The organism is Mesonia hippocampi (genome assembly GCF_014197445.1).
In the GTDB taxonomy this organism is placed as follows: Bacteria; Bacteroidota; Bacteroidia; order Flavobacteriales; family Flavobacteriaceae; genus Mesonia; species Mesonia hippocampi.
The window spans coordinates 122,897-139,674 of sequence record NZ_JACIFO010000006.1; the positions used below are offsets into that span (position 1 = coordinate 122,897).

Annotated in this window: 20 protein-coding genes; 8 read left to right on the top strand and 12 right to left on the bottom strand. The window is 34.3% G+C overall.

Going from position 1 to position 16,778, the window contains the following annotated elements:
• Positions 1-18 precede the first annotated feature (18 nt).
• Entirely contained in the window at positions 19-561 is a 543-nt protein-coding gene (locus GGR32_RS08315; protein ID WP_183477739.1) for a thioredoxin family protein, read from the top strand.
• Positions 562-578: 17 nt separating this feature from the next.
• On the opposite strand, the gene GGR32_RS08320 is transcribed toward GGR32_RS08315, so the two are convergent.
• The 5 genes from GGR32_RS08320 to surE all read right to left on the bottom strand — a co-directional run bounded on the left by GGR32_RS08320 (position 579) and on the right by surE (position 5,371).
• A complete protein-coding gene (locus GGR32_RS08320; protein ID WP_183477740.1) occupies positions 579-2,597 on the bottom strand; it encodes a ComEC/Rec2 family competence protein in 2,019 nt (672 codons plus the stop codon).
• A 26-nt stretch (positions 2,598-2,623) separates the two neighbouring features.
• Positions 2,624-3,124 carry a C40 family peptidase gene (locus GGR32_RS08325; protein ID WP_183477741.1) on the bottom strand — a complete coding sequence of 167 codons (501 nt, stop codon included), beginning with the start codon at positions 3,122-3,124 and terminating at the stop codon, positions 2,624-2,626.
• 9 nt (positions 3,125-3,133) lie between these two features.
• Positions 3,134-4,249, bottom strand: coding sequence for a lipid-A-disaccharide synthase (gene lpxB / locus GGR32_RS08330; RefSeq protein ID WP_183477742.1), 1,116 nt, complete (start codon positions 4,247-4,249; stop codon positions 3,134-3,136).
• A 65-nt stretch (positions 4,250-4,314) separates the two neighbouring features.
• A complete protein-coding gene (locus GGR32_RS08335) occupies positions 4,315-4,596 on the bottom strand; it encodes a hypothetical protein (protein WP_183477743.1) in 282 nt (93 codons plus the stop codon).
• Complete coding sequence (surE, locus tag GGR32_RS08340) at positions 4,589-5,371, bottom strand: 5'/3'-nucleotidase SurE (protein WP_183477822.1); 783 nt, start codon at positions 5,369-5,371, stop codon at positions 4,589-4,591. The genes GGR32_RS08335 and surE overlap by 8 nt, the downstream gene beginning before the upstream one ends.
• Positions 5,372-5,559: 188 nt before the next feature.
• On the opposite strand from surE, the gene GGR32_RS08345 reads away from it, so the two are divergent.
• The 3 genes from GGR32_RS08345 to GGR32_RS08355 are packed head-to-tail and all read left to right on the top strand — an operon-like array spanning position 5,560 to position 9,248.
• On the top strand, positions 5,560-7,710 hold the full coding sequence (locus GGR32_RS08345; RefSeq protein WP_246415185.1) for a carboxy terminal-processing peptidase: 2,151 nt from the start codon (positions 5,560-5,562) through the stop codon (positions 7,708-7,710).
• Positions 7,711-7,718: 8 nt separating this feature from the next.
• Entirely contained in the window at positions 7,719-8,831 is a 1,113-nt protein-coding gene (locus tag GGR32_RS08350; protein WP_183477744.1) for an ABC transporter permease, read from the top strand.
• A gap of 27 nt (positions 8,832-8,858) precedes the next feature.
• Positions 8,859-9,248, top strand: coding sequence for an HIT family protein (locus GGR32_RS08355; RefSeq protein ID WP_183477745.1), 390 nt, complete (start codon positions 8,859-8,861; stop codon positions 9,246-9,248).
• Between the two features lies 1 nt (position 9,249).
• On the opposite strand, the gene GGR32_RS08360 is transcribed toward GGR32_RS08355, so the two are convergent.
• Positions 9,250-10,389 carry a sensor histidine kinase gene (locus GGR32_RS08360; RefSeq protein ID WP_183477746.1) on the bottom strand — a complete coding sequence of 380 codons (1,140 nt, stop codon included), beginning with the start codon at positions 10,387-10,389 and terminating at the stop codon, positions 9,250-9,252.
• A gap of 107 nt (positions 10,390-10,496) precedes the next feature.
• On the opposite strand from GGR32_RS08360, the gene GGR32_RS08365 reads away from it, so the two are divergent.
• From GGR32_RS08365 to aat, 3 genes are all read left to right on the top strand, one after another.
• Complete coding sequence (locus tag GGR32_RS08365) at positions 10,497-11,375, top strand: flavin reductase family protein (RefSeq protein WP_183477747.1); 879 nt, start codon at positions 10,497-10,499, stop codon at positions 11,373-11,375.
• A gap of 5 nt (positions 11,376-11,380) precedes the next feature.
• Complete coding sequence (locus tag GGR32_RS08370) at positions 11,381-11,758, top strand: DUF3127 domain-containing protein (protein WP_183477748.1); 378 nt, start codon at positions 11,381-11,383, stop codon at positions 11,756-11,758.
• A gap of 92 nt (positions 11,759-11,850) precedes the next feature.
• Positions 11,851-12,495, top strand: a complete 645-nt coding sequence (gene aat / locus GGR32_RS08375; protein WP_183477749.1) for a leucyl/phenylalanyl-tRNA--protein transferase — start codon at positions 11,851-11,853, stop codon at positions 12,493-12,495.
• Here the strand turns inward: aat and GGR32_RS08380 are convergent.
• The 3 genes from GGR32_RS08380 to GGR32_RS08390 are packed head-to-tail and all read right to left on the bottom strand — an operon-like array spanning position 12,490 to position 14,325.
• Positions 12,490-13,185: a DUF2490 domain-containing protein gene (locus GGR32_RS08380; protein WP_183477750.1), complete on the bottom strand. Its 696-nt coding sequence runs from the start codon at positions 13,183-13,185 to the stop codon at positions 12,490-12,492. The genes aat and GGR32_RS08380 overlap by 6 nt on opposite strands.
• Positions 13,166-13,750: a hypothetical protein gene (locus GGR32_RS08385; RefSeq protein WP_183477751.1), complete on the bottom strand. Its 585-nt coding sequence runs from the start codon at positions 13,748-13,750 to the stop codon at positions 13,166-13,168. The genes GGR32_RS08380 and GGR32_RS08385 overlap by 20 nt, the downstream gene beginning before the upstream one ends.
• A 5-nt stretch (positions 13,751-13,755) precedes the next feature.
• A complete protein-coding gene (locus GGR32_RS08390; RefSeq protein ID WP_183477752.1) occupies positions 13,756-14,325 on the bottom strand; it encodes a DNA-3-methyladenine glycosylase I in 570 nt (189 codons plus the stop codon).
• Positions 14,326-14,401: 76 nt separating this feature from the next.
• Here GGR32_RS08390 and GGR32_RS08395 point away from each other — a divergent pair, with 76 nt between their 5' ends.
• A complete protein-coding gene (locus tag GGR32_RS08395) occupies positions 14,402-15,013 on the top strand; it encodes a thioredoxin family protein (protein ID WP_183477753.1) in 612 nt (203 codons plus the stop codon).
• Between the two features lies 1 nt (position 15,014).
• Here the strand turns inward: GGR32_RS08395 and truB are convergent, their stop codons facing one another.
• Genes truB through GGR32_RS08410 form a run of 3 tightly spaced genes read right to left on the bottom strand, consistent with a single transcriptional unit; the run spans position 15,015 to position 16,773 of the window.
• Positions 15,015-15,713: a tRNA pseudouridine(55) synthase TruB gene (gene truB, locus GGR32_RS08400; RefSeq protein ID WP_183477754.1), complete on the bottom strand. Its 699-nt coding sequence runs from the start codon at positions 15,711-15,713 to the stop codon at positions 15,015-15,017.
• A complete protein-coding gene (locus GGR32_RS08405) occupies positions 15,713-16,501 on the bottom strand; it encodes an undecaprenyl-diphosphate phosphatase (RefSeq protein WP_183477755.1) in 789 nt (262 codons plus the stop codon). The genes truB and GGR32_RS08405 overlap by 1 nt, the downstream gene beginning before the upstream one ends.
• A complete protein-coding gene (locus GGR32_RS08410; protein ID WP_183477756.1) occupies positions 16,501-16,773 on the bottom strand; it encodes a DUF3098 domain-containing protein in 273 nt (90 codons plus the stop codon). Before GGR32_RS08410 ends, GGR32_RS08405 begins: the two co-directional genes overlap by 1 nt.
• Positions 16,774-16,778: the final 5 nt, after the last annotated feature.

A 16,778-nucleotide genomic window follows, 5' to 3' on the forward strand; every position in this document is an offset into this window, starting at 1 on the left:
TATTGTAATAAGTTAGACATGAAAAAAATAAGTATACTTTTAATTGCAATCCTGGCAAGTATTGGAGTTCAGGCACAGGAAATTAAGTGGATGAGCATGAATGAAGCCTTAGCGGCGCAAAAAGAAGCTCCTAAGAAAATTTTTATGGATGTATATACCACTTGGTGTGGCCCCTGTAAAATGCTTGACAGGAATACCTTTACCAATAAAGATGTTATTAAATACATCAATACACATTTTTATGCGGTAAAATTTAATGCAGAAGGAACAGAAGAAGTTGCTTATCAGGACTTTACCTATACAAATCCTAATTATAAAAAAGGACGTAAGGGTAGAAATAGTCAACACTTATTTGCTCACGCACTAAAAGTTTCGGGCTATCCAAGTATGGTTTTTTTCGACGAAGAGTCTAATGTAATCGCTCCAATAACAGGCTATCACACACCAGAAGAGTTAGAAATTTACCTGAAGATGATTGCTCAAGACGATTATAAAAAATTAACCACAAATGATGCCTGGGAAGCTTACCAAAAAAACTTTAAAGGTACATTTAGTAACTAAATAAAATAAGGTGTAAATCACCAAGAAAATTTCCAAGCTCCTTTTTCTCTTGTGTAGTAAAAAGGAGTTTTCTTTTTTCTGCAAGTTGTTTCCCAACGCTTAACGTAGGAGGTATAATTACTACCGTCGGCTATAATTTGTTTTGGTTTTAATTGCTTTAAAAGTTTATCTAAGTTTACTTTTGGAGATTCTCTAAGTAAAACATAATCTATTTTTATTCCATTAGGAATGGTATAATTAGCAGTGCTATCTACACAAAGTAAAAACTTGTTGTTAATTTTATAGATAGATTGTATCGGGGTTTTGGAAGTTCTTTTAATCCCCGATTGGTTTAAAAAACCTTCAAGTACATAGCTTAAACTATCGGTGCTACTGTATTGTAAATGCCTCTTTTTTTGTTCAAAAATAGCCGTGTTTTTACTTTTATGAAGGATGATAAATTGCTCAGATTTATACTGTTGAAGTTGGTGATTTCCTACACATATTAAAATAAAAAATAAGCTTATGCCAGAAGAATATAGAAATACTTTTTTTCTTAATTTAAAAAAGTAGTAAATACTTATTATTCCCACAAAACTTACAATGAGCATAGGCAAGTCAAAATAAATATTAGTAAAATGAAAAAAATCTTGCTTTCCAAAAAACGCAACACTATCTAATAAAAGCTGAACACAAAAAGCGTAAAAATCTGCTATAAATTCAGGTAAACTATTTGCTAAAGCTAATAAAAACACAAGAAGACTTATACCTATAAAAAGTCCTAAAAAGGGAACAATAAGTAGATTGCTAAATAAGAATAAACCAGGAAATTGGTGAAAATAGTAAAGAATTAAAGGAAACACTCCAAGCTGTGCCGAAAAGCTAACACATATTGTATCCCAGCCTAATTGTAAAAGCTTAAATTTAGAGTAAAACAATGGCCTAATTAAAGGTAAAAAGGCAACAATACTAATTACGGCACTATAGCTTAATTGGAAACCTACTTGAAGTAAAAGCTGCGGTTGATATAGCAAAAGGATAAAAAGTGACAAACAAAGCATATCTAGCGTTTTACCTTTGGTATTCATGCTAAGACCAATAGCTACACAAGAAAACATAATTACAGCCCTAGAAACAGATGGCGAAAAGCCTACTACAAAGGCGTAAGCCCATAAACAAAAAAGCTGCAAGCTTAAAGCTATATACCGCCCATATTTAAACCGATAGAAAGGAGAAAGCAAAAACCGTAAAAGCATTACAATAATCCCAATATGTAATCCCGATATGGCAAGAATATGAGCCAAACCCGCTTTAGAAAATTGTTGAGATATGCTCTTGTCTAAGGCTCTTTTTTGTCCCAGTAACATGGTTTTAATAATTGCTAATTGCGGCTGAGTAAAGTTGTATTGTTCTAATTTATTTTCAAGATGAGTTCTAAAATAATCGGCATAACTATAAATAGATTTTTTAGAATTTGTTGTTTGTATATGAGCGGGATGGGTGTAGAATATTTTATAAACACCTTTATCATTCATGTGCTTTTGGTAATCAAACCCAAAAGGATTAAGCAGCGGGTAGAAATTAGAAAAGTTGCCAACACCTGTTACTTGCGTGCCGCGAATAATTTTTTTAGGAAAACTGTCTTTTTTAATTTTTAAAAGAATTGAACCAGTAGCATTTTCGTTATTTGCTTCAATAACTTTAGCGATATAAGTTTGGTAGGAGCTACTTTCTTTTAATTCTTCTTTTATTTTTAATTTAACAGCAGCCGTTTCGGTTAAATTTCTATGTATATAATGCGTAGGTTTATATTGAGGAGAATGTAGCTTAGAGGTAAGAAATCCAAGTGCAATAAAGCACAGAAGTGCAATACAGCTAAAAAGATAATCTGTACTAAAAATAACTAGACTACGCCGGTACGCGACAACAAATAGCAGAATAACAAATGCCGCCCAATATATAGGTGCGTGACTAGTATTACTTGTTTGTAAGCCTAAAAAAACACCAATTACAAAAGCAATACTAAGGTAAAGTACAATGTTGTTCAGCAACTTCATGCTTAAAGTTACTGAAAATAAATTAATTACAATAAACTACGGGCTTGTACAAATGCTTTATTCCAATAGCGTTCGTTTATAGAAGAAATAATAACCCCTTGTGAAGTAGAAGAATGAATAAACTGAACGTTAGGCGATTTACTAACCACAATTCCAACATGGTTTATTCTTTTTCGGTTTTTCTGTGTGCTAAAAAATAACAAATCGCCTATTTGAGCTTGTTTTAGTTTAATACGCTTGCCACGTGTAGCCATTTCTCTAGAAACCCTGGGCATACCAATCCCTTCATTAAGGAAAGAAACATATACCAATCCAGAGCAATCCATACCTCTTTTGGTAGTTCCTCCAAATTTATATTTTGTTCCTAAAAAGCTTTTAGCATGTGTAGTTATTCTGTCTGCTTGGCTCGTGTTGCTGTAATTTGTTTGCGAGGTAGGGTTGTTTGCTTGTATTTTTTTACTTGTTCCGCAAGAGGTTACAGCAATTAATATTCCTATGAAAATAAAAGTTTTATAGATAAGTTTCATGTTTATAGGCTATGGGTTTAGGTTTTTGTAGATAAGTTTAGCTGTGTGTGTGCTGGCGCCAACTCCGCCTAATTTATCTTTTAATATTTTATATTCTTGTAGTAAAGTATTTCTGTGATCTGGATTTAAAAGCTTTTGTAATTCGTTGGTAAGGTTTTTCTCATTAAAATCATTTTGAATTAATTCTTTCACCACCTCTTTATCCATAATTAAGTTTACTAACGAGATATAATTGAGTTTTATAATGCGCTTTGCAATATGGTAAGAAATATAACTGCCTTTATAGCAAACTACTTCCGGGACGCTAAAAAGAGCGGTTTCGAGTGTGGCTGTTCCCGAGGTTACCATGGCAGCAGTGGCTACTTCTAGTAGGTTGTAAGTATCGTTCATTACCAAATGAATTTGATTTTTTTCCAAAAATGGCGTGTAGAATTCACGTTGTTGGCTAGGAGCTCCTGCAATTATAAATTGATAAGATGGGAAATGCTTTGTAACCTGAAGCATGGTGTTTAGCATTTTGGTAATTTCTTGCTTTCGGCTTCCTGGCAAAATCGCAATTATAGGTTTGTTAGGAAGCTTATGTTTTTCTATGAAATTAGCAAAACTAATGTGGGTTCTGTTGCTTATGGCATCAAGCAGAGGGTGCCCTACAAAATGTACTGGATAGTGGTGTTTTTTTTCGTAAAAATCTTTCTCGAAAGGTAATATTACGTACATTTCATCGATATCTCGTTTTATAGATTTAATTCTATTTTCTTTCCAAGCCCATATTTGTGGAGAAATATAATAATGTGTTTTATATCCTTGTTGTTTTGCCCATTTTGCTATTCTTAAATTAAAACCAGGGTAGTCTATAAAGATAATAGCATCGGGTTTATATGCTTCAATATCTTTTTTACATAATGAAATATTCTTAAAAATAGTACGAAGGTTAGCCAGTACCTCTACAAAGCCCATAAACGCTAAATCGTGATAATGCTTTACAAGGGTTCCGCCAACTTGTTGCATCAAATCGCCACCCCAAAACCTAAAATCAGCATGAGTGTCGGTTTTTTTTAAAGCTTTCATAAGGTTGGCTCCGTGTAAATCTCCAGAAGCTTCGCCTGCAATTAAGTAGTATTTCATTGATTCTAAATTTCTTTACATTAACTAATTGTGTAAGGCTAATTTGTTTATGCCTGTAATAAGCGTTAAATTATTTTTGTAATAATAATAACTAAGGCAGCAAAAATACTGGCAATAAGTACACCTCGGCTACGATAGGGTTTGTTTTTTCTCAAGAACACAAAAAACGGAAGGAAGTTAAGGATGGCGCCAAGAGAAATAATACTGCCAAGATAACCCTCTTCGTAACTTATTTCGAGTGTTGTTGTGAGTCCGTATTTAGAAAATGCAGAAATGTAAATAAACATTCCAACAAGGTTGGCAGCAATTCCAACAATAAAGCCTATAAAAATCTCTTTTTTAATCATTTAAGTTCCAGTTTTCTAGTTCTTTTATGGTTTTGTGAGCGGTTAAATCAAATTGTATTGGTACAACCGATACATAACCATTTGCCAAGTTATATTCATCGGTATCGGTGCCTTTATCTTCGTTGATAAAACTTCCTGTTAGCCAATAATAGTCGCGTCCTTGCGGATTGGTACGTTTATCAAATTTTTCTACCCAATGTGCTTTAGCTTGTCTGCATATTTTTATTCCTTTTATTTCCTCTTTAGGTAATTTAGGGAAGTTTACATTAAGCACAACACCTTCTGGGAGTCCGTTTTTTAAAACTTCTTCAGTGATACGTTTAACATAAGCTGTTGTAGGTTCAAAATCTGCTGCTAACGAATAGTCTAGTAAAGAAAACCCAATAGCAGGGATTCCTTCTGTACCAGCTTCTACGGCTGCACTCATGGTTCCAGAATAGATAACGTTTATCGAGGAGTTTGAGCCGTGATTAATTCCGCTAACACAAATATCAGGTTTACGGTGTAAAATTTCTTGTTTAGCAATTTTTACACAATCGGCAGGTGTTCCCGAGCAGCTGTATTCTTTATGGTTTTCGTTTTCATTTACAGTAATTAAATCGCAATACAGGTTATCGTTAAGTGTAATGGCATGCCCCATACCGCTTTGCGGGCTATCTGGAGCTATGACTACAACATCGCCAATTTCTTTCATAATTTTAATAAGGTGGCGTATTCCTGGAGCGGTAATACCGTCATCGTTGGTAACTAATATAAGTGGCTTTTCGTTCTTCATCATTAAAAAATTATAGCAGCTAAAATAAACAAATTAATAGAGAAAATCTTTTAGATATAAGCGAAGCTTAAAAAGGTTTAGGTATATTTTAATAAATGGAATAAAAAAAAATAGTACTTTTAGAAATTTGAGTAAAACTTGTGTATTTGGCACAATTTTAGGATACTTGTTTTTAAAGATACTTGATAATGAAATTTTATAAATTTATGAAAAGCAATTATAAACTCTTTTTATTAGTTTTAGTTTTAGCAGTAGCTTCTTGCAGCTTTACTTCTAATAAAATAGACGCTAACGGAGATAAAGATGAAGTACTATTAGAGCTAATTACGTTTGTTATTAATAAAGGGCATTATAATCCAAAATTAATCGATAAGGAGTTTTCAGAAAATGTATTTGATAATTATTTAAATGCTATAGATTCTCGCAAACGTTTTTTCTTGGCTAAAGATGTTGAAGAGTTTTCGGTGTTTAGAGATAAATTAGACGAAGAGATTAAAAACCACAAACTAGATTTTTTTAAATTAACCTACGGAAGGTTACAAGAACGCATCGCAGAATCTCGCCTGTTTTATCAAGAAATTTTAGCCAAACCTTTTGATTTTGCTAAAGAAGAAAACATATCTACCGATTATGAAAATATGGAATACGCTACGAGTAAAGCCGATTTGAAAGAGCATTGGCGTAAACAATTAAAATTTTCGGTTTTAGGAAATTACTACGACTTAAAGAAGGATGAAGAAAAACAACAAGAAAAAGACGAGAATTATACTCCAAAAACAGACGAAGAATTAGAGAAAGAAGCTCGTGAAGCTACAAAAAATTCGTACGATGAGTTTTATGATTTAAACGATGATTTAAAACGAAAAGATTGGTTTTCGGTTTACATCAATACCATTGTAGAGGAGTTTGACCCGCATACCTCATATTTTGCTCCAAGAGATAAAGAACGTTTCGATATCCAGATGTCGGGGAGCCTAGAAGGAATAGGAGCACGGCTTCAGAAAAAAATGGATAACATAAAAATAATAGGAATTATTTCTGGAGGACCCGCATGGCGAAATGAGCAATTAGAAGTTGGCGATTTAATTCAGAAAGTAAAACAAGAAGATGAAGAAGAGGCCGTTAGCATTATCGGAATGCCGCTAGAAGATGCCGTACAACTAATTAAAGGCCCAAAAGGAACCAAAGTAACCTTAACCGTAAAAAAAGTAGATGGCACCATCGAAGATATTACGCTCGAACGTGATATAGTAGAGATTGAAGAAACTTATGCGAAATCTACAACTGTAGAAAAAGAAAACCACACCTATGGATTAATCAATTTGCCAAGTTTTTATTTCAATATGGAAGATGCGAAGGAACGTAACGCAGCATCTGATATTAAAGAAGAAATTATCCGCCTGAAAAAAGAAAACATAGAAGGTCTGGTAATCGATTTACGTAATAATGGAGGTGGCTCTCTAGCAACAGTAATAGAAATTGCGGGGATGTTTATTGAGCAAGGACCTGTTGTACAAGTTAGAAGCGGTAACGGAAACAGAGAAACACTTCGAGATAAAAACAAAGAAATACTTTGGGACGGTCCCCTAGTTATTCTAGTAAACGAGTTGTCGGCATCTGCTTCAGAAATTTTAGCAGCCGCTATGCAAGATTATGAGCGTGCTATTGTAATAGGAAGTAAACAAACCTACGGGAAAGGAACAGTACAACGCGTAATGGATTTAAATAGCTTTTTACGAAATAGTAATCTTGGCGATATGGGAGCTTTAAAAATTACTATGCAAAAATTCTATCGTATTAATGGAGGTTCTACTCAATTGGAAGGCGTAAAAAGCGATGTTGTAGTTCCAGACCGCTATAGCTATATAGATGTGGGAGAAAAAGATATGAATAACCCGTTGCCTTGGGATCAAATACAGCCTGCAAAATATGAAAAATGGAAAGGTTATAGCGATTTTAAAGAAACCATCGCGCAGAGTATAAAAAGAATGGCAGAAAGCAAGCAATTACGATTAATAGACGAAAGTGCACGTTGGATTAAAAAACAACGAGACGAAACAACATACGCATTAAGTTATGAGGCTTTTAAAATAGATACCGAAGCTCGTGAAAAACAGGCTAAACATTTTGAAAAGATAGATGATTATGAAACTAACTTAAGCTTTAAAAGCCTTCCTTACGAGATTGCGCTAATGAAAACAGATTCAACACTTACCAAAAAGAGGGAACGTTGGCATACCAGTTTAAGCAAAGATGTTTATGTAGAAGAAGCCGTAAATGTACTTAATGATTTATATATTCATAAAAAAACATCTAAAATGGCAGGAGCAAGACCTTAATTAGCTTTATGCAAACAAGAAGTTCTCAATCTTTATCACAATTAGCGCTCCAAAAGTTTAAAAAAAACTTTTGGGGCGTTTTGAGTTTCTGGTTTATTATTGCTTGTGCTGTAATCGCTATTTTTGCTTATGCTTTGGCACCAGATAAAACAATGTATGCTAACCAAATGCACTTGCCTATACACTCTAAGCCGCCAGGGTTTCAGGTGCAAATGCTAGAAGTTCCTCAGAGAAAACACATAGAGCAATCTTGGTTTAGTAAAACACTATCAGGTGATAAAAATCCAAAATTGCAAATCCCTGTTCAATCGTATGAATTTTTAAACGATAGCTTAAAGATTATTCCGTATAACACAGATAAGCTGCAAACAGCACCTGTTTTTTATTCCTTGCCTGAGGTTTTCTCATCGGATGATAAGGCATTTGTAAAGGATAAATTTATAAGTAAAAAAACATTTGTATTAGGAACCGATAAATATGGCCGGGACTTACTTAGTAGGCTGCTTGTTGGTACTCGAATTTCTTTTTCTATTGGTTTTGTAGCTGTTTTTATATCGCTATTTATAGGCGTTTTTTTAGGGGCTTTTGCAGGATATTTTGGCGGGAAAGTAGATGCCGTAATCATGTGGCTTATCAATGTAGCATGGTCTATTCCTACATTACTGCTCGTAATCGCCATTACGCTAGCAATTGGGAAGGGCTTTTGGCAAGTTTTTATTGCTGTTGGGCTTACCATGTGGGTAGAGGTGGCACGAGTTGTAAGAGGACAAGTACTTGGGTTAAAAAAATTACAATATGTAACGGCAGCAAAAGCACTAGGGTTTGGGCATTTGCGTATTATTAGTAAACATATATTGCCTAATATTATGGCGCCTGTAATTGTTATTTCTGCAGCTAATTTTGCGGCAGCAATTCTTATCGAGAGCGGATTGAGTTTCTTGGGGATAGGGGCGCAGCCTCCTATTCCTAGCTGGGGAGGAATGATAAAAGACCATTACAGTTATATTATTTTAGGAAAAGCCTATTTAGCTTTAATCCCAGGCGTGGCCATTATGAGTCTTGTGATGGCTTTTATGCTTTTTGGAAATGCACTTCGGGATGCTTTGGATGTAAAAAATTAATAATTATCTTTAACTTAAAAATACCAGATGAGTTCTATTTTCACTAAAATCGTACAGGGAGAAATACCTGCTTATAAAATCTTAGAGAATGATGATTTTCTTGCTTTTCTAGATGTTAGACCTAATGCTAAAGGACATACGCTTTGTATTCCTAAAAAAGAAGTAGATAAAATATTTGATCTCGAAGAAGATACTTATTTAGCGCTAATGGCTTTTTCTAGAAAAGTAGCCAAAGCGATAGAAAAAGCTATTCCGTGTAAACGTGTAGGGATGGCCGCTGTAGGTTTAGAAGTTCCGCATGTTCATGTACACCTTATTCCTCTTAATGAAATGAACGATATGAATTTTGCTCAACACATGGCCTTATCGGAAGAAGAGTTTAAAGAAGTGGCAAGGTTAATTAAAAATCAGCTTTAAGCTATTTTTTTATTTTAATCTCGAAGGTTGTGCCTTGTTGAGGCTCGCTTTTTAGGACTTTTATCTTGCCCTTGTGGTATTCTTCTACAATGCGTTTGGTAAGAGAAAGCCCTAAGCCCCAACCGCGTTTTTTAGTTGTGAAACCAGGTTTAAAAATAGAGTTAAAATCTCTTTTCGGGATACCTTTTCCGTTATCTTTAATAAGTAAGAAAACCCAATCTTGGTTTTCTGTGATTTTAAGTTCTATAAAACCTCTTCCTTTTACGGCATCTATGGCATTTTTAACTAAGTTTTCTATCGCCCAACTAAAAAGTTGCGGGTTGAGGTTTACCCATATAGGATGCTCTGGGAGGATTAATGAGAATTCAATTAATTTGGAGCTTCTTGCCGTTAAGTAATTGTAGGTGTTTTGCGTGGCTTCTATAAAGTTAGAACGGTGCAGCTCTGGTAAAGAGCCTATTTTTGAAAACCTATCGGTTATAATTTGTAAACGGTCTATGTCTTTTTCCATTTCTGTAACATAAGAAGCGGGAATATTTTCTGTTTTTAATAATTCTATCCAGCCTACTAACGAGGATAAGGGAGTGCCTATTTGGTGTGCCGTTTCTTTTGCCATTCCTGCCCAAAGCTTATTTTGTTCGTTAGATTTTTCTGTGGTATAGAAATAATATAAAATGGCTAAAAACAGTAGGATGATTACTAAAACTATAAGCGGAAAAAGTTTTAATTTATTAAGAAGTTTTGAGTTGCCGTAGTAGATAATGTGTATTAGTTCTTTGTTTTCTTTAATTTCTATTGGGGTATATTCAGAGGAGAATTTGGTAGCAAGGTTTTTTATTTTTTTGTCTGAATTCACTTTGTTTTGAGCAATGTTTCTGGTAGAGTAAGTATCTTCCTTTACAAAGTAGATAATCATAGGAGTTGTATTGTTTTCTACCAAAACAGATAATTTGTCGGGGTCATTAAAATCACTTTTTGCTATTTCTGAAAACGTGTTTACCCAAATTTTCATTTTCAGTTGTTCTTCTTGCTTTAGCTTGTTGTAAAAAATGCTCATATTCCAGATAATAAGTCCAATAATACTCACCGAGGAGCAAATAATAAAAGCTTTGATAAACTTGGCTTGAGAGAAGAAGCGCATCTGGATATTTTTATAATTAAAGGTACAAAATTATTCATAATTAATCTTTCGTTTATATTTTTCATTCCTTTTTTGATTAATTACCTTTGCCAAAATCGTAAAAAACTATGTTTACAATAACGCCTTCAGAAATTTCTACTCAAAAGCTGTATGGTTTTTTGGTAAGTACTATTGGTCCAAGACCAATTGCTTTTGCGAGTACGATTAGCAAAACAGGAGAAGTAAATTTAGCGCCATTTAGCTTTTTTAATATGGTAAGTGCAAATCCGCCAACACTTATGTTTTCTCCTTTAAGCAGAATTGCCGATAATACAGAAAAAGATACGCTTAAGAATATAAAAGAAACACAGGAGGTAGTTATTAATATGGTAAATTATGCCATGGTGCATCAGATGTCTTTATCAAGTTGTAATTTTGCCCCTACGGTGAATGAGTTTGAAAAAGCAGGCTTTAGCATGGAAGCCTCGGAAGAAGTAAAACCTTATCGGGTAAAAGAAGCTCCGGTGCAATTAGAATGCAAGGTGAGTAATGTGGTAAATTTAGGAAGCCACGGTGGTGCGGGAAACATAGTAATATGTGAAGTGGTAAAAATCCATATCGCAGAAGCGTTCTTAACAGCCGATGAAAAAATAGATCAACACAAGCTAGATTTAGTAGCGCGTATGGGCGGAAACTGGTATACTAGGGCTAAAGAAGGAATGTTTGAACTTCCTAAACCAATTAGCGCTATAGGTATGGGGATAGATATTTTGCCAGAAGGTATAAAAAACAGTACGGTTTTTACTGGGAACAACCTAGGGCAGTTGGCAAGTTTAGAAAAAATGCCAAGCTTGCAAGATGCCACAGATTTTATAGAAAACTCGGAATTTAAAGACCTTATAGAAAACAGATCTACAGTGCAAATTCACCAGAAAGTACAAGAGTTACTTCAGGATAATGATGTAGAAAAGGCTTGGAATATTTTAGTAGCGTATCATAAAAAATAACAAATATGGAAATACAAGGAACAATAAAAAAAATAGACGAAACCAAAACATACGGAAATAACGGGTTTAGAAAAAGAGAGGTGGTAATTACTACACAAGAGCAGTACCCACAGTTTTTATTGGTAGAGTTTGTTCAAGATAAATGCGATTTATTAAACGCATATCAAGTAGGTCAGGATGTTAAAATAAGCATTAACCTTAGGGGTAGAGAATGGGTAAACCCACAAGGAGAAACAAAATATTTTAACTCTATTCAAGGTTGGCGCATAGAAAATTTAAGCCAATCTAACGCGGGAGGAGAGATGCCGCCAATGCCTCCTGTAGACCAATTTGAGCCAGCAGATGATTTAAATGCAGGGGATAATGACGATTTACCTTTTTAAAACAAAAAATAATTTTTATAAAAAGATAACGGCTGCTATTAAGTAGCCGTTTTTTAATTTTGTAATAACCAGAAATATTAAGTTTTTCACCTATGGTTTATACCCTTACAGACGAGTTGATTTTTCCTCCAGCTCATTTAGCTACACACGACGGATTATTAGCTATAGGCGGTGATTTATCGGTAGAGCGGTTAATATTAGCTTATCATTCAGGAATTTTTCCTTGGTTTGAGGAAGAAAGCCCTTTGCTTTGGTGGAGCCCAGACCCAAGAATGGTTTTGTATCCCGAGCAGTTGAAAATTTCTAAAAGCATGAAAAAGCTTATCCGTAATAAGGCGTTTAAGGTAACCATTAATAAAAGTTTTACAGAAGTGATTTCTAATTGTGCACAGGTGAAACGAAAAGATCAGGAGGATACTTGGATAACTACCAATATGATTAACGCTTATTGTGAATTACACGAGTTGGGTTGGGCACATTCTGTAGAGGTATGGGATGTTAACGAGAAACTAATAGGAGGCTTGTATGGTATCTTGTTAAAAGATAAAGGCGTATTTTGTGGAGAGAGTATGTTTACCCATGTAAGTAATGCTTCTAAGTATGGTTTTATTAGTTTTGTGCAATATTTACATCAAGAATATAATATAAAGCTGATAGATTGCCAAGTCTATACAAAGCACTTAGATAGTTTAGGAGCAAAAACAATACCTAGAGCAAAGTTTCTCTCTTTTTTATAAACTAAGGCTAAGCCCTGTGAGTAAAAAAAGCTCTGTTTTAGGGGTTTGTGTATAGTTTCTGTAGCGGTATTCTAGTCCAAATTTAAATTTTGTGTTAGATGAAATTTGATAACTTAGCGAAGAGTTTAAACGCTGTCCAAGGCTTGGTTTTTCTTCTTTACCCATTTCAAAAACACTTTCTGTACTAAGGCTTAACGAGAACTCTTTAACATCAGAGCGCTGTCCGTTTAATGGGATGTCTACCAGAAAACGATAGCGAAAGCGGTGCGTAGTACGCTCTCGAAATCTTTGTGCAATACGAAAACGGTGAGAGGCTTTAAGATTTTTGATTTTTGTGCTGTAACTATATTGTTCCACCAAACGCACTTCGTTGTCTTTGTGCTCATCAAACATCTCTATAAACCGGTAACGGATACCTGCTGTTATTTTTCCGTATAGCCCAACACTTAAGCTTGTGTATTGTGCTAGTTCTATATGTTTTATTTCGGCATTAAATTCCTCTTTTTGATAGAGTATATCTCGGTTTGCGATAGTGAAATTATAACTCCAAGGACTTTCCGACTTTATGTTTAAAGAAACACTAGGTTCGGCAAAGCCTGTAAATTTTTTTTGAGCGTGTAGCTGATAAGTGAAACTACCTAATAAAAAAATACTAAATACTAATAAATTTTTAGTGTAAGTGAGTATCATGAGCGTAGTCTGTAATTTTTCTATGGTTTTTGTAACTGCCTAAGCTGTCAAAAAGTACTTCACAACGCATTGTTTCTTCTTTTGTTTTTAGCTTTATAATAATTTCATAGTTTACTTTGCTGAAATTATTCTTTTTTAATGCTTGTTTTAGTACTTCTTGTTGATTAGTAGAAGAAGTGTTTACATATTGTGCCTGTATGCGCTCTATTTTATAACGGTCGCAGCGTTCTGAAATCTGATTTTTAATGTTTTTCAAAACCTCTTTAGGGATCTCTCTTTCTTTTATTTCTACTTCTATATCCTCTAATTCTCCTAAAGTATTAAACTCTATGCTATAAGTTTTTCGGTGTATTTTTAATTTAGCTTCATAGCTTTTTTTATCACCGTCAATCTCTTTATAGTAGCGTTTTGTTTTGTTTTCAGTTAGGCTTTTTTGCGACAGGAACAAACGAGCTTTTTCGGGCATTTGTTCTATATGTATACGCTCCTCTTTTTCTAATTTTACTTCTTGTGCAATAGTACTCAAACTTAAGCTAAAAAGCAGTAATAAACTTAATTTTTTCATAACAATTAATTAACTTTTATGAGTTTTTGGTGTTTGAAACAAGAAACCTCATGGTCGTTTACCATTCCGGTAGCTTGCATAAAAGCATAGGTAGTGGTGGCTCCCATAAACTTTATTCCTCGTTTTTTTAAATCTTTACAAAGTTGATTGCTCAAAGGGGTTTTGTTTGGAGCCTTTTTGTAATCTGTAATGTTGCTGTTAATAGGTGTGTGGTTTACAAAAGCCCATAGGTAATTACTAAAACTTGTAAATTCTTTTTGTATGGCTAAAAATATTTTAGCATTATTTATGGTTGCTTCTATTTTTTTTTGATGGCGTATAATGTTTTCATTTTTAAGTAGTTCCTTTGTTTTGTTTTCTGTATAGTTGGCTATTTTTGTAGCGTCAAAATCATCAAAAGCAGCCCTAAAGTGTTCTCGTTTTCGTAGAACAGTAATCCAACTTAAACCTGCTTGAAAACTTTCTAAAACAAGAAATTCAAACAGCTTTTTGTCATCGTATAAAGGTACTCCCCACTCATTATCGTGATAATTTTCATAAAGAGAATCTCCTTCGCACCAACCGCATCTTTTCATACTTTTATTTTGTAAATTTATACCGAAAATACTAAGATTTTTATTTTAATCATATACCTAAATATAAAATAACCTTATGGAAACATTGGCTTTAAATGCGCTTATTGAAACAGCGGCAAAAACTGCTTATTCTTATAATGAATATAGGGAAATGACGTCTAATTTATTAGCACAAGGAAAGGTAACAGGCACAGAGCAGTCTGAGGATTTGTTGGCTTATGGAGAACTTAATGAACGCCGTATGCAACGCTGGGAAAAAACCTTAAAAATAACAGAGGAAGATCAAAAACGGATGAAATCTTTTTCTGGAGATATGCTATGGTTGGTAATCTCTGAAAGCTGGTGTGGAGATGCAGCACATAATCTGCCTGTAATAAATAAACTGGCTGATTTAAACCCTGCCATTAACTTGAAAGTGGTTTTGAGAGATGAGAATCTAAACTTAATGGATGAATTTTTAACCAATGGAGGGAGGTCTATTCCTAAACTTATTTTATTTGATACCAAGGCTGAAAAATTGCTAGGAACATGGGGGCCAAGACCAGAGGAAGCCACTCGTTTGGTACTAGACTACAAAGAAAAGCACGGAAAAATAGACGAGCAGATAAAAGAAGATTTACAACGTTGGTACAATAAAGATAAGGGGCAGTTGCTTATTACAGAAGTACTTAAAATATTAGGGGTTTAATTTATTTTGGTAACTGGTTGCTAAAGGTTTCTAGTGTTAAGGCATTAGAGACTAAAAAATCTCCAATTTTTGTGCGGCGTAATGCAGATAGGTGTGCGCCGCTTTTTGTTGCTTTTCCAAAGTCGTGAGCTAAACTTCTTATATAAGTACCTTTGCTACAGGTTACTTCGAAAGAGATTTCTGGGAGTTGAATTTTACTTAGTGTAAAGTCAGAAATCTCTACCTTACGGGCTTCAATTTCTACATCTTGCCCTTTGCGTGCATATTCATAGAGTCTTTTTCCGTCTTTTTTTAAAGCCGAGAAAACAGGAGGATATTGAGAAATCTCTCCTATGAAATTTTGTGTGGCTTCATGTAATAAATCTGCATGAAGATGAGCGGTAGGGTAATGCTGGTCAATTTCGGTTTCTAAATCATAAGAAGGAGTGGTTGCTCCCATTGTAAATGTTCCTGTGTAGGTTTTTATTTGTCCTTGTAATTCAGGAATTTTTTTGGTGTATTTTCCTGTGCAAATAATAAGTAATCCTGTGGCTAGGGGGTCTAATGTGCCAGCATGCCCAACTTTTATTTTTTTTATTCCGTAAGTTTTTCTAATAAGCCAACGCACTTTGTTTACCAATTGAAAAGATGTCCAATGTAAAGGTTTATCAAAAAGTAAAATCTGACCGTTTTTAAAATCTTCTTCTGTAAAATAACTCATTATATAAAACTTACCGATAGGGCAATTACTCCTACAATTAAACAATAGATGGCAAAATAAGTAAGTTTGCTATTGCGTACTAGTTTTATCATCCAAGTACAGGCTAATAATCCTGCTATAAAAGCAGCTATAAAGCCTACAATTAAGGCGCTTGTATTTCCTGTATGGGTTAAATCTCCGCTTAAAATATCCTTTGCTATTTTTCCTAAAATAAGGGGTACAACCATTAGGAAAGAAAAACGTGCCGCTTTGGTTTTATCGTTACCTAGAAGTACAGAAGTAGAAATTGTGGCTCCACTACGAGAAATACCAGGTAACATGGCAATGGCTTGGGCAATTCCTATTACAAAGGCATTAGAAGTAGATACAGGTTTTAGGGTGTTTTTTGCTTTATCGGCAAGCCATAATAATACTGCTGTGATAATAAGCATCCCACCAACTAGGGCGATGCTTCCTCCAAATAAGCTTTCTAATTGTTTTTCAAAAAGCACCCCGATAACTGCTGCAGGAATCATCGAGATGATAATTTTTAAAGCAAATTGTGTTTCTTCGTTCCATTTAAACTGAAATAAGCCTTTAAAAATCTGATAGATGTCTTTTCTAAAAATTACTATGGTACTCAATGCAGTTGCAAAGTGCATTACTACAGTAAATAACATAGATTCTTCTGGGATGCTGTTATCGCCCAGAATAGCTTTTCCTAATTCTAAATGCCCACTAGAAGAAACGGGTAAAAATTCGGTTAGGCCTTGTATAATGCCTAAAACCAATGCGTCTACTATATTCATTAATTGTTTTTCTTGTCTGGATGTGTTAAAATAGCATAAACTTCGATACCAAATCCTAAAAGAATTAGCATAGGCGCAAGCCTAATGCGTTGCCAGTTGTATATTTCGGGGTTAAAAACATTAGGGTCATTGCTTCCGCCTCCGGTCATTAATAAAAAACCTAAAGCAATAACACCTAGCCCTATTAGCATGAATTGATAGTTTCTTTTCCCGAAAATAAAAGTTTCTTTATGGTGCTGATTGTTATTTTTATTTCGTTTTTGTTCTCCCATGGTAA

What these genes read in the sequence shown, in the direction of transcription:
- GGR32_RS08315 (WP_183477739.1), top strand. Translation starts at nt 19, where the DNA reads ATGAAAAAAATAAGTATACTTTTAATTGCAATCCTGGCAAGTATTGGA.
- GGR32_RS08320 (WP_183477740.1), bottom strand. Translation starts at nt 2,597, where the DNA reads ATGAAGTTGCTGAACAACATTGTACTTTACCTTAGTATTGCTTTTGTA.
- GGR32_RS08325 (WP_183477741.1), bottom strand. Translation starts at nt 3,124, where the DNA reads ATGAAACTTATCTATAAAACTTTTATTTTCATAGGAATATTAATTGCT.
- lpxB (WP_183477742.1), bottom strand. Translation starts at nt 4,249, where the DNA reads ATGAAATACTACTTAATTGCAGGCGAAGCTTCTGGAGATTTACACGGA.
- GGR32_RS08335 (WP_183477743.1), bottom strand. Translation starts at nt 4,596, where the DNA reads ATGATTAAAAAAGAGATTTTTATAGGCTTTATTGTTGGAATTGCTGCC.
- surE (WP_183477822.1), bottom strand. Translation starts at nt 5,371, where the DNA reads ATGAAGAACGAAAAGCCACTTATATTAGTTACCAACGATGACGGTATT.
- GGR32_RS08345 (WP_246415185.1), top strand. Translation starts at nt 5,560, where the DNA reads ATGAAATTTTATAAATTTATGAAAAGCAATTATAAACTCTTTTTATTA.
- GGR32_RS08350 (WP_183477744.1), top strand. Translation starts at nt 7,719, where the DNA reads ATGCAAACAAGAAGTTCTCAATCTTTATCACAATTAGCGCTCCAAAAG.
- GGR32_RS08355 (WP_183477745.1), top strand. Translation starts at nt 8,859, where the DNA reads ATGAGTTCTATTTTCACTAAAATCGTACAGGGAGAAATACCTGCTTAT.
- GGR32_RS08360 (WP_183477746.1), bottom strand. Translation starts at nt 10,389, where the DNA reads ATGCGCTTCTTCTCTCAAGCCAAGTTTATCAAAGCTTTTATTATTTGC.
- GGR32_RS08365 (WP_183477747.1), top strand. Translation starts at nt 10,497, where the DNA reads ATGTTTACAATAACGCCTTCAGAAATTTCTACTCAAAAGCTGTATGGT.
- GGR32_RS08370 (WP_183477748.1), top strand. Translation starts at nt 11,381, where the DNA reads ATGGAAATACAAGGAACAATAAAAAAAATAGACGAAACCAAAACATAC.
- aat (WP_183477749.1), top strand. Translation starts at nt 11,851, where the DNA reads ATGGTTTATACCCTTACAGACGAGTTGATTTTTCCTCCAGCTCATTTA.
- GGR32_RS08380 (WP_183477750.1), bottom strand. Translation starts at nt 13,185, where the DNA reads ATGATACTCACTTACACTAAAAATTTATTAGTATTTAGTATTTTTTTA.
- GGR32_RS08385 (WP_183477751.1), bottom strand. Translation starts at nt 13,750, where the DNA reads ATGAAAAAATTAAGTTTATTACTGCTTTTTAGCTTAAGTTTGAGTACT.
- GGR32_RS08390 (WP_183477752.1), bottom strand. Translation starts at nt 14,325, where the DNA reads ATGAAAAGATGCGGTTGGTGCGAAGGAGATTCTCTTTATGAAAATTAT.
- GGR32_RS08395 (WP_183477753.1), top strand. Translation starts at nt 14,402, where the DNA reads ATGGAAACATTGGCTTTAAATGCGCTTATTGAAACAGCGGCAAAAACT.
- truB (WP_183477754.1), bottom strand. Translation starts at nt 15,713, where the DNA reads ATGAGTTATTTTACAGAAGAAGATTTTAAAAACGGTCAGATTTTACTT.
- GGR32_RS08405 (WP_183477755.1), bottom strand. Translation starts at nt 16,501, where the DNA reads ATGAATATAGTAGACGCATTGGTTTTAGGCATTATACAAGGCCTAACC.
- GGR32_RS08410 (WP_183477756.1), bottom strand. Translation starts at nt 16,773, where the DNA reads ATGGGAGAACAAAAACGAAATAAAAATAACAATCAGCACCATAAAGAA.